We start from the raw sequence: 10,683 nt of genomic DNA, 5'->3' as shown, positions 1-10,683 counted from the left end.
AGGCGCGACCGACAAGAAATACAATTTCGAATATTTCTTGAATCGAGCTTACGCTTTTAACCGGGACAAAGGGAAATGCAGGGTCTGTGACGAAGAACTAAAACCGTTCAATCTTCACATCCATCATATTGACCCTCACCTACCACAGGCATCCGTCAATCGAGTCAACAATTTAGCCGCGGTACATGAACATTGCCACAGACAGATTCACAGCCGAGAGGATTATGCTTCGTTAGGGAAGAAGATCTGGAAAAAGATTATAGCGTTCAGAGAAAAGTTGAATCGTCTCATGTAGAAGGTCATGATGGAGCGCCGTATGATTCGAAAGAATCACGTACGGTGCGAAGGAGGGCGAAAAGGAGAGCTGACCAAGTCGTGTTGAAGACTCTCCTTAGCTATTCCTATACGAGAACTTTTCACTGTCCAGAACTATATAAGTTGAACTATTGAATCGACTGGTTAGAGCCTGATACAAAGACGATCAATGATCGACAATGGGGATTTCATGATTTCGTCCATAAACTGCTGAACATTGTTGCGGATTTCTGCCACTGTATGATAGAACACATTGTTAATCACATCAGACTTCAGCCATTTCCACAGACCTTCAACAAGATTCAGTTTCGGGCTGTAAGGCGGTAGGAAAACCAGTTCGAGTCGACTTTTCATATCTTCCAAAAACGGCTGAAGCAACTGGGCATGGTGAATACGGGCGTTGTCCAACACGATGACGATTTTGCCCTTTGGATAGTGAGCGACCACTTTTTGAAGAAAGCTTAAGAAGGTCTCTGCTGTGTACTGCACGTCTTCCTGCCAAACAATTTCGCCAGTGGCATAGTCAACTGTTGCCAGCAGTTTGACGCCGCGGTGCTTGCCTGTGGTGCGGATGATTCGTTGCTTGCCGCGCAGAAACCATGTTTTTTGAATGGCTTGGTAATCGCGGATCATCGATTCATCCTCAAATAGTAAATGGTCAATCTCCTCGTCCATCAATTTTTTTTAATTCGGGGAACGTGACTTCTGAAAACTGGCGCTGCTTTTCTTCATCTGCCGCCGCTAAGGTATACGTGGGTTTTGTATAGCTTAACCCTTGGCGATGCATCATTTTCGAGACGCCACGAAGTGAATACGTATAGCCAAATTCACGTTTAATAAAGGCTGCAATGATTTCTAATGTCCAATTGTGGCGGGCCGTAAAACCCACCTCATGAGGAACCGAATTTACAATGGTCTGCTTCAGTTTTTCCTGCTGCTCTTTCGTTAAGCGAACCGGCGCTCCTGGTGAATGATTCATTTTCAGAGCGGATAGACCACCTGTTTCATAAGCCCGAATATAACCTTTTACAGTTTTGACACTTCGGTCTAGAACAGGTGCAATCGCTTCTGCCGGAGTACCCTGTAAATGTAAATACAGCGCCTGATAACGCTCGAACATGCGGCGATCCTTTGCTTTTTTCATCGCTTGTTTTACTTCTTCAAGTCTTGATGTGTCTTCCATTTTCATTCCCTGCCTGTCTGTTTATGTTTCCTTACTTATTCGACAAGCAGGTATGTTTTTCCTTACCATAGTTTTCTAATCTTTAATTCAACTTATATAGTAGCTGGTGGCGCAATCAAATCCCAATTATGGAGACAAATTATTGCCGATGTGACAGGACATCCGGTTGTTTGCCCCAAACATGATGTCGAGGCTAATTTGGGAGATGTTATGTTGGCAGGAGTAGGTACAGGTCTGTTAAGTTGGGAAGAATTAGAAAAATGGCAAACTCTAGATAAAAAGGTTTATCCAAATGAAAAGGCACATCGTATCTACAACCAGATATATCCTGTTTATCGTTCCAGTTATTTAAATTTAAAAAGTGATATGGATGTATTGGCGAAATTATAAGTTGGGAGGGCTTACAATGTCAATTGAAATGCACCGATATGCCGGCGGATTCCCGAAGATCGGTATCAGACCGACGATTGACGGACGCCGCAGAGGAGTTCGTCAATCATTAGAAGATCAAACCATGAATATGGCGAAGGCGACCGCTGCTTTGCTTTCTGAAATATTGCGTTATCCTAACGGCGATCCTGTGGAATGCATCATTGCGGACAGCTGTATTGGCGGTGTGGCCGAGGCTACCGCATGCGCGGATAAATTTGCCAAAGCAGGTGTGGGGGTATCGATAACTGTAACGCCTTGCTGGTGCTATGGCACAGAGACGATGGATATGGACCCGTCCATACCTAAAGCGGTGTGGGGCTTCAATGGCACTGAGCGTCCCGGAGCTGTATATTTGGCTGCCGTACTGTCCGGTTATGCGCAAAAGGGCTTGCCGGCATTCGGCATTTACGGCGAACAGGTTCAAGATTCTACAGACGCTTCTGTTCCCGACGACGTAAAGGATAAACTGATCGGATTTGCCAGAGCCGGTCTTGCGGTGGCATATATGCGCGGCAAGTCGTATTTGTCGATGGGCTCTGTGTCCATGGGCATTGCCGGCTCCATTGTAAGCGACTCGTTCTTCCAGGAATATCTCGGCATGAGAAATGAATACATTGATATGTCGGAGTTCGTCCGCCGCATCGACGAGAAGATTTATGACGAGGTAGAATTTAACAAAGCGATGGCTCGGGTAAAAGAACATTGCGTAGAAGGCCCCGACAACAACGATCCGGACATTCAATCGACTAGAGAAAAGAAGGATAGAGACTGGGAAACTGTTGTCAAAATGACGCAAATCGCCCGCGACCTCATGATTGGCAATCCGCGCCTGGCGGAGCTTGGCTTCGGCGAGGAAGCGATGGGGCATAACGCCATCGTATCCGGCTTCCAGGGACAGCGTCAATGGACGGATCATTTCCCTAACGGCGACTTTTGGGAAGCGATGCTTAACTCTTCCTTCGACTGGAACGGCATTCGCGCGCCATATTTGGTGGCGACGGAAAACGACAGCTTGAACGGTGCGGTTATGCTGTTCGGCAGCCTGCTTACGAATACAGCCCAAATCTTCGCCGACGTGCGCACGTATTGGAGTCCGGAATCGGTTGAGCGCGTAACCGGGCATAAGCTTGGCGGCGCTGCGCAAAACGGCATTCTTCATCTTATCAACTCCGGTTCAGCGACTTTGGACGGAACAGGCGAGCAAACGAAAGACGGCAAACCGGCAATGAAGCCCTTCTGGGAAATTTCTGAAGAAGAAGCAAATCGCTGCCTGGCTGCGACATCATGGCGTCCGGCTAACATGGGTTATTTCCGCGGCGGCGGCTACTCCTCCGATTATTTGACCAAAGGCGGCATGCCGATGACGATGTCGCGCCTCAATCTTGTGAAGGGTATCGGCCCTGTTCTCCAGATTGCCGAAGGCTATTCGGTTGATCTGCCGGAAGAAGTGCATGAAGCGCTTGATCATCGTACGGATCCTACTTGGCCGACAACTTGGTTTGCGCCGATTGTAACCGGCGAAGGAGCGTTCCGTTCCGTTTACGATGTTATGGATAATTGGGGAGCGAACCACGGATCGATTAGCTATGGACATATCGGTGCAGACTTAATTACGCTAGCATCCATGCTGCGCATTCCTGTAAACATGCATAATGTTGCTGAAGAGCGCTTTTTCCGCCCGCGTGCGTGGGGACTGTTCGGAACAGCGCAAACCGAAGGCGCTGACTATCGCGCATGCTCCAATTTTGGACCACTTTATAAATAGAAGGATCGCTTCACCGGATATTGTACAAACGAAAAAGCACAGCCTCTTGAGCCGTACCCGTAAGGTTCGCGCTTCAAAGAAACTGTGCTTTTTGCTTCCCGGTGCCTTATTTCAAATCTTTCATGGCGACTGCGTCCATGTCGGAGAACTCCTGGTTCTCTCCGGCCATCGCCCAAATGAACGTATAATTGCTCGTGCCTACGCCACTGTGGATCGACCAGCTTGGGCTGATGATCGCCTGCTCGTTGCGGACAACCACGTGACGGGTTTCCGTCGGCTCGCCCATCAGATGGAAAACGACGCCGTCTTCCGGCATATCGAAGTAGAAGTACACTTCCGAGCGGCGGTTATGCGTATGGCAGGGCATCGTGTTCCACATGTTGCCCGGCTTCAGCAGCGTCATCCCCATCACGAGCTGGCAGCTTTGGATGCCGTTCAAGTGAATGTATTTGTAGATCGTGCGCTCGTTGGAGTTGGTGATCGAACCGAGATGCTGCGGCTCCGCCTCGCTGATCGCCACCTTTTGCGTTGGGTAATTTTTGTGCGCCGGAGTCGAGCTCAGGTAGAAGCGCGCCGGATTCGCGGCATCCGCGCTCTTGAACACGACTTGCTTGTTGCCGAGGCCGACGTACAGGCCGTCTTTGTTCTCCAGCACGTAATCGGTGCCGTCGACCGTGACGATGCCTTGGGCGCCCACGTTAATGATCCCGATTTCGCGGCGCTCAAGGAAATAATCCGCCCCCATGTCGTGCTTATCTGCTTCGAGCAGAACCGGCTCCGTCGTCGGTACGGCGCCGCCCGTAATGAAGCGGTCCACGTGGCTGTACACCAGATTCAGCTTGCCCGGCACGAACAAGCCTTCGATCAAATATTCTTGGCGCAAACGTTCCGTATCGTACGTTTTCGTTTCCGTCGGGTTGGTCGCATAACGAATTTCCATAGCCATCGTATAATTCCTCCCGTATTTGTATGGTCACTGCTATTATAAACCATACGTTCATTTAAGTTCAAATGAATTATTTTTGAACCAAAATGAACCAATAAGGACATACAAAACCGCAGACGCAGGTAACGAGCATGTTCGTTCGCCCCCTCCGCCCTTTTCAGCGCATTTGCCGGCCGGATGCGCAGGCTTCCGGATCGCAAGCGTCCCCATGCGGCACTCGCTGCGGCGCGACGGATGGTCAAGCCGTATCTGAGAGCATGCCGCTCCAACGCTACCTTCCGACTCGGCTCCGCCGGTTCCGCTCGATTTGCGTGCCTGCCGCTTCGTAGCTTCGCGCCGTCTCCTCCGGCAAATACGGATCGGTCACGATCACGCCGATTTCGGACAGCTTCGCGAACGTGATCAGGGCGCACTTGTCGAACTTGCTGTGGTCCGCCACGCAAAACACCTGCTTCGCGGAATCGATCATCGCCCGTTTTTGCCCGACGTGGGAATGGGTGAAGATCGTAAATCCATACTCCGGGTGAATCCCGGTCGTGGACAGGAACGCCTTCTGCACGTTCAGCCTACTGAGAAATTCCGCGGCTTCTTCGCTGACCAGCATATTCCGGCTGCGGAAGCCGCCGGGGACGACCAGCCGTACGCGGTCCTTCTTGATCAGCTCGCTGATGATATGCAGATCGTTCGTGATGACCGTCAGCGGCGCATTGTCGAGCAGCTTGGCCATCTCCAGCGTCGTGCTGCCGCTGTCTAGCGCGATAATGTCGTTCGGCTCGACGAACCGCAGCGCCCACTCCGCCGCCTCCCGCTTCTCGTCCGGATGCTTCGGATTCGGCGCGAGCCCGGCCAACAGGCCGGAGTAGCCTTCATTGGCCAGCACGGCGCCGCCGTGAGTCCGGTGCAGCAGTCCTTTGCTTTCCAGCTTCTCGAGATCCTGCCGGATCGTCTTGCCCGTCACCCCGAGCTTGCCCGCCAAATCCGCAACGGACACCTCACGGTGCGCCATGAGCAGCTCCATAATTTTCTCGTATCGTAGAATGGCCGACATCATTGTCCCCCGCTCTGCGGATCGTCGCTCCTCACGCCAATCCGCACCCATATTTTTGCTGCCCCTATGGTAACACAGCTTCTTTGGGAAAACCAAGCCTCCCCGGCAAATTTGCCCGTATGCCCGTTCCCCGCCCCTTGCAGGCGGTCTCTGTCGTTAAATCCGAAACTCCGTGACGCTGCCGTACGAAAAGTGTTATAATATGGTCTAATGTAAGCAATGAAGAACATGGAAGGATGGACCGTCATGAACCCTCTTGCCCAAAGTTTAAATGAAACCATTCAAAAGGAAAACCCGCACGTCTACGAGATGCTGTCCGAGCTCGGCAAACAAATTTATTTTCCGAAGGTCGGCATCCTGAGCCAATCCGCCGAAGCGAAGGCAAAGGCCAAGAAGTTCAACGCCACCATCGGCACGGCGCTGGAGAACGGTCAGCCGATGCATCTGAAAGTCATCCAAGATACACTGTCCACTTACAATCCGAAGGACATTTACGAATATGCCCCGCCGGCGGGCAAGCCGGAGCTTCGCACCGCATGGCGCAGCAAGATGATCGAGGAAAATCCGTCCCTTCAGGGCAAAAACCTCGGCAATCCGATCGTGACGAATGCGCTTACCCACGGACTGAGCATCGTGGCGGATTTGTTCGCCGGTCCCGGAGACGCCGTCATCATTCCGGATAAAAACTGGGAAAACTACGAGCTGACCTTCGGCATTCGCCGTGGCGCCGAGCTCGTATACTACCCGCTCTACACGGAAGACCGTCAGTTCAACGCGGCAGCGCTCCGCGACGCCCTGCTTGCGCAAAAGAGCAAAGGCAAAGCCATCGTCGTGCTGAACTTCCCGAACAACCCGACCGGCTACACGCCGGCTCCCGAAGAAGGACGCGCCATCGTAGCGGCGATTAAGGAAGCGGCGGAAGCCGGCATCAACGTCGTGGCCGTCACGGACGACGCTTACTTCGGCCTGTTCTTCGAAGAATCGCTGCACGAGTCGCTTGCCGGCCAATTGGCGGGGCTTCATCCGCGCGTGCTGTCGGTCAAGATCGACGGCGCGACGAAGGAAGAATACGTGTGGGGCTTCCGCGTCGGCTTTATTACGTACGTCGGACAAAGCGATGCGACGCTGGCGGCTCTGGAGCAAAAAACGATGGGCATTATCCGTGCGACGATTTCCAGCGGCCCGCATCCGTCGCAGACGTTCGTGCTGCATGCGCTGCAATCGCCGGACTTCAAAGCCCAGAAGCAGGAGAAATTCGACATCATGAAAGCCCGCGCCAACCGCGTCAAAGCGCTGCTCGATACCAGCAAATTCGATCAGGTATGGGATTACTACCCGTTCAACTCCGGCTACTTTATGTGCCTGAAGCTGAAGACGGTCGACGCCGAAACGCTGCGCTTGCACCTGCTCGATAAGTACGGCGTCGGGACGATCGCCCTCGGCGAAACCGATCTCCGCGTCGCCTTTTCCTGCATCGAGGAAGCGAATATCGACGAGCTGTTCGAAACGATCTACCAAGGCGTTCTGGATCTCCAAAATGTCGCCGCGAAATAAGAAAAAGCCGAGGTTCGCAAGAGCCTCCGGCTTTTTTTGCATTTGCAATCGACCAAAGCGGTGCTGCTGACGCTCGTCGGCAATTACGTGGCGGGATGCTGGCCGGGCGAAGCGCCGGGCTATCTCCGAAAGCTTCGTCCAACATCGGGCTGACGATCGTCTCCCGGGGAGAGTTCTCCATCATTATGGCCAATCTCGGAAAAGCTGGCGGACTGATGACCGTCCTGCAGCCGTTCGCCGCGCTGTACGTATTGATTTTGGCGATTCTCGGACCGCTGCTGACGAAGGAATCGAAGCTCGTGTACGGCTTGCTGAATCGTTGGTTTAAGTTCGACAAAACGGCTGCTGCGCCGCCGGACCGCTCCAAAGCGCAGGAAAACCATCCGGCCTGACGACGCAAACAAGCCTGACGGAAGGGATCGCTCCCTTTTCGTCAGGCTTGTTCATGTTGGCTTAGATCAACAAATTAAACAAGTTCGGGTCCTTATTAATCTCGCTGAACCGCAGCCCGCGCTGCTCCATCCGTTCGATCAGCGGACCGTAATCGTCCTTGTGCTTGAGCTCGATACCGACAAGCGCAGGACCGTTTTCTTTGCTTGTTTTCTTCGTATACTCGAACCGTGTGATGTCGTCGGTCGGTCCGAGCACATATTCGAGAAACTCCCGCAAAGCGCCTGCGCGCTGCGGAAAGTTGACGATGAAGTAATGCTTCAGGCCCTCGTAGATGAGCGACCGCTCCTTGATCTCCTGCATCCGGTCGATGTCGTTATTGCCGCCGCTGATGACGCACACGACATTTTTGCCGGCGATCTCCTCACGGTAAAACTCCAGCGCTGCCACCGACAGCGCTCCGGCCGGCTCCGCCACGATGGCGTTCTCGTTGTACAGTTCAAGAATCGTCGTGCACACTTTGCCTTCCGGCACGACGATGATATCGTCAAGGAGCTCGTGGCAGATGTCGTACGTCAGCTCACCGACCCGCTTGACCGCTGTGCCGTCAACGAATTTGTCGATCTCGCCGAGCGTGACGATCTCGCCCGAATCGACCGATTGCCGCATCGAAGGCGCTCCGGTCGTTTCCACACCGACGATCTGAGTGGTCGGGCTGACGCCCTTGATATATGTGCTCATGCCGGCGATGAGTCCGCCGCCGCCGATCCCGGCGAATACGTAGTCGACCGGACCCTGCATATCGTTCATCAGCTCCAGACCGACGGTGCCCTGCCCGGCAATGACCTTCGGATGATCGAACGGGTGAACGAACGACAATCCTTCGCGCTCTCCGTAATCCAGCGCTTCCCGCAGCGAATCGTCGAAGGTGTCCCCGGTGAGCACGACGTCGACGAACGGGCCGCCGAACAGCTTGACCTGCGATATTTTTTGCCGTGGCGTTGTCGTCGGCATGAAAATTTTGCCGGGAATTTGCAGCGCTTTGCAGGAATAAGCCACGCCTTGGGCATGGTTGCCGGCGCTGGCGCATACGACGCCTTTGGGCAGCTTATCCTCCGACAGGCTGCGGATCATATTGTAGGCGCCGCGAATTTTGAACGAGCGGACCACCTGCAAGTCCTCCCGCTTCAAGAACACGTTGCAGCCGTATTTTTCGGATAAAATGAAATTTTTTTGCAAGGGGGTCTGATGTACGACGTCCTTCAGCAGATGGCTGGCGACGAGAATATCCTCTAGTTTGATATGCTGTGCGGTCATAGTCGCTTTTCCTCCAACCCGATGTACGTAAGTCTCGCGCCCGGCAGTACGGGCTTGCTCGCAATTTCTCCTAATTATACACCGTTCGGCGCATCTGTCCATCCCCTATGCCCAACTGCGGGGATAACCGGCTGCCGGTGTTGCAAAGCGATGGATGATCCGGTACGATGACAGTATCGAGGCATGACTCGACAAGGGATGAAAGCATTGTCCGCATTTATGAAGCAAATCGAGTATATTCGAACAGGATCTCAGATCTACGTGTAAAAAAACGGACCTTCCAGCAGCATCTGACATGGCTGCAGGAAGGTCCGTTTCCCGTTGCAACTCTAACCTTTTTTAATCGTTTTCTCTCATTTATCGAATGATGATGGTGTGTACGAGTTGGTTTTTGCCTCTCAGCTCCAAAGTGCGTCCTGCGGTCAACTGGCTGACGTCGCCGGAAATGTAGACTTCAGGAGCAACTCCATAAACAGCCGTTTGCACGCCGCCGTTCACGTTTTGGTTAATCGTAATGTTGGCGAGTCCGCCTTTGGCGTTCAGCGTGTAGCTGTTCAGCGTTCCCGTTACCGTAAAGTCGACTTGCTGCTGCGGATCATTGGTCGTGTTCAACACTTCGACGTAGATCGCTTTGCCGCCGTACGTGCGGATCAGCACCTGATCGCCCGTACGCAGGTCGCCGGGAGCTACGCGGGAGCCGTTGCGGAATACGAATACGTTCGAATCCATCTCGACGTTCAGAGCTTCGTTGTTTTGCAATTTAACCGGCAGCAGGTTGTTGTTCAGTGCGCCGGTTACCGTACCTTTCACCGATGCGTGGTCCGGCAGCTGGCTGCCCGTACGATCCAGCAGCGCGGCAAGCTCGGCGCGGGATACCGACTTGTTCGGGCGGAACGTGTTGTCCTCGTACCCGTCAATCAAGTTTTTCTCGATCGCCACGGCGACATAGCCTACGGAACCGGCAGGAATTTTGTCGGCATCGCGGAACGGAAGCTTGGCGTTCATTTTCGCTTTGGCTTCGTTCTGCAGCTTCATCGCTTTAACCAGCAGCGTCGTTGCCCACAGGCGGTCCGCTTCTTTTTCCGGCTGGATCATGTCGTCCGTCTCGGTAAACAAGTCGTTTTGCAGCGCGACGGAAACGTAGCCGGTCGCCCACGGATATTTTTGCTTTAATTTGTCCGCATCCTTGAAGTTCAGGTTAGCCGCTTTCGCATCAGCCGACTCGGCTTGATCGCGCAGACCCATCAAGCGAACTGCAGCGGTAATCGCCTCGATGCGGGTGATCGTTTTGCGCGGCTGGAACGTGCCGTCCTCGTAGCCTTCGAATACGCGCTTGGAAGCGAGAGAAGCGATGTAACGCTGCGCCCATTCCACGTCCTTGCCCTTCAGGTCGTCAAACGTCAGCTTAATGTTAATATTAACATCTTTGCCATAATCCACTTTTTTCACGATCGTGTCGCGGTTGTCACGGTCCTTGTCCTTGTCGTGACCTTTGCCTTTGCCGTCGGCGAAAGCCGCGGTCGAACCGCCAAGCACCATCGCCAAGGTTAATCCGGAAATCACGGTCTTCTTGAATGCTTTGCTCATCATTCATTCTCCTTTGTCAAGTGGGTTGTATCGCGGTCCCCATCCCGACGAACGCACGGACAGCACAGGACCCGCCGCCGCTCGAATAGCGGAGAAAGTCCGTTGCCCGTCGATCAACCAGGCCGGGTGCGATATGTGATGAAGTA

General features: G+C 53.3%; 9 protein-coding genes and 1 pseudogene. 5 read left to right on the top strand and 5 right to left on the bottom strand.

What is annotated here, in order from left to right:
• On the top strand, positions 1-295 hold a 295-nt coding region (locus tag BLO51_RS21910), incomplete at its 5' end, for an HNH endonuclease (protein ID WP_143006938.1).
• Positions 296-459: 164 nt separating this feature from the next.
• Here BLO51_RS21910 and BLO51_RS21905 read toward each other — a convergent pair.
• A protein-coding gene (locus tag BLO51_RS21905; RefSeq protein ID WP_090675232.1) for an IS630 family transposase occupies positions 460-1,504 on the bottom strand; the annotation gives its coding sequence in 2 pieces (ribosomal slippage) (positions 460-999 and positions 1,001-1,504; 1,044 coding nt in all).
• Positions 1,505-1,507: 3 nt separating this feature from the next.
• Here BLO51_RS21905 and BLO51_RS30470 point away from each other — a divergent pair.
• Together BLO51_RS30470 and BLO51_RS21895 are read left to right on the top strand one after the other, a co-directional pair.
• Positions 1,508-1,888: an FGGY-family carbohydrate kinase gene (locus BLO51_RS30470; RefSeq protein WP_090675230.1), complete on the top strand. Its 381-nt coding sequence runs from the start codon at positions 1,508-1,510 to the stop codon at positions 1,886-1,888.
• 16 nt (positions 1,889-1,904) lie between these two features.
• A complete protein-coding gene (locus BLO51_RS21895) occupies positions 1,905-3,695 on the top strand; it encodes an L-fucose isomerase (RefSeq protein ID WP_090675229.1) in 1,791 nt (596 codons plus the stop codon).
• Positions 3,696-3,801: 106 nt separating this feature from the next.
• Here BLO51_RS21895 and kduI read toward each other — a convergent pair whose 3' ends face one another.
• On the bottom strand, positions 3,802-4,635 hold the full coding sequence (kduI, locus tag BLO51_RS21890; protein ID WP_010497914.1) for a 5-dehydro-4-deoxy-D-glucuronate isomerase: 834 nt from the start codon (positions 4,633-4,635) through the stop codon (positions 3,802-3,804).
• Positions 4,636-4,912: 277 nt separating this feature from the next.
• Positions 4,913-5,689: a DeoR/GlpR family DNA-binding transcription regulator gene (locus BLO51_RS21885; RefSeq protein ID WP_090675227.1), complete on the bottom strand. Its 777-nt coding sequence runs from the start codon at positions 5,687-5,689 to the stop codon at positions 4,913-4,915.
• A 246-nt stretch (positions 5,690-5,935) separates the two neighbouring features.
• On the opposite strand from BLO51_RS21885, the gene BLO51_RS21875 reads away from it, so the two are divergent.
• On the top strand, positions 5,936-7,243 hold the full coding sequence (locus BLO51_RS21875) for an aminotransferase class I/II-fold pyridoxal phosphate-dependent enzyme (protein WP_090675224.1): 1,308 nt from the start codon (positions 5,936-5,938) through the stop codon (positions 7,241-7,243).
• A 48-nt stretch (positions 7,244-7,291) separates the two neighbouring features.
• A pseudogene (locus tag BLO51_RS21870) lies at positions 7,292-7,635 on the top strand (cation:proton antiporter domain-containing protein); the annotation flags it as partial.
• A 61-nt stretch (positions 7,636-7,696) separates the two neighbouring features.
• Here the strand turns inward: BLO51_RS21870 and ilvA are convergent.
• Together ilvA and BLO51_RS21860 are read right to left on the bottom strand one after the other, a co-directional pair.
• Positions 7,697-8,950, bottom strand: coding sequence for a threonine ammonia-lyase IlvA (gene ilvA, locus BLO51_RS21865; protein ID WP_090675223.1), 1,254 nt, complete (start codon positions 8,948-8,950; stop codon positions 7,697-7,699).
• Between the two features lie 357 nt (positions 8,951-9,307).
• Complete coding sequence (locus BLO51_RS21860) at positions 9,308-10,537, bottom strand: S-layer homology domain-containing protein (protein ID WP_090675221.1); 1,230 nt, start codon at positions 10,535-10,537, stop codon at positions 9,308-9,310.
• Between the last annotated feature and the right edge of the window lie 146 nt (positions 10,538-10,683).

The sequence above is a fragment of the Paenibacillus tianmuensis genome, from assembly GCF_900100345.1.
Lineage (GTDB): Bacteria > Bacillota > Bacilli > Paenibacillales > NBRC-103111 > Paenibacillus_G > Paenibacillus_G tianmuensis.
This window is presented reverse-complemented; position numbering and strand designations above follow the sequence as displayed.

Excerpts from the sequence above, each read along its gene's own strand:
- BLO51_RS21860 (WP_090675221.1), bottom strand. The coding sequence starts at position 10,537 with ATGAGCAAAGCATTCAAGAAGACCGTGATTTCCGGATTAACCTTGGCG.
- BLO51_RS21875 (WP_090675224.1), top strand. The coding sequence starts at position 5,936 with ATGAACCCTCTTGCCCAAAGTTTAAATGAAACCATTCAAAAGGAAAAC.
- kduI (WP_010497914.1), bottom strand. The coding sequence starts at position 4,635 with ATGGAAATTCGTTATGCGACCAACCCGACGGAAACGAAAACGTACGAT.
- ilvA (WP_090675223.1), bottom strand. The coding sequence starts at position 8,950 with ATGACCGCACAGCATATCAAACTAGAGGATATTCTCGTCGCCAGCCAT.
- BLO51_RS21885 (WP_090675227.1), bottom strand. The coding sequence starts at position 5,689 with ATGTCGGCCATTCTACGATACGAGAAAATTATGGAGCTGCTCATGGCG.
- BLO51_RS21895 (WP_090675229.1), top strand. The coding sequence starts at position 1,905 with ATGTCAATTGAAATGCACCGATATGCCGGCGGATTCCCGAAGATCGGT.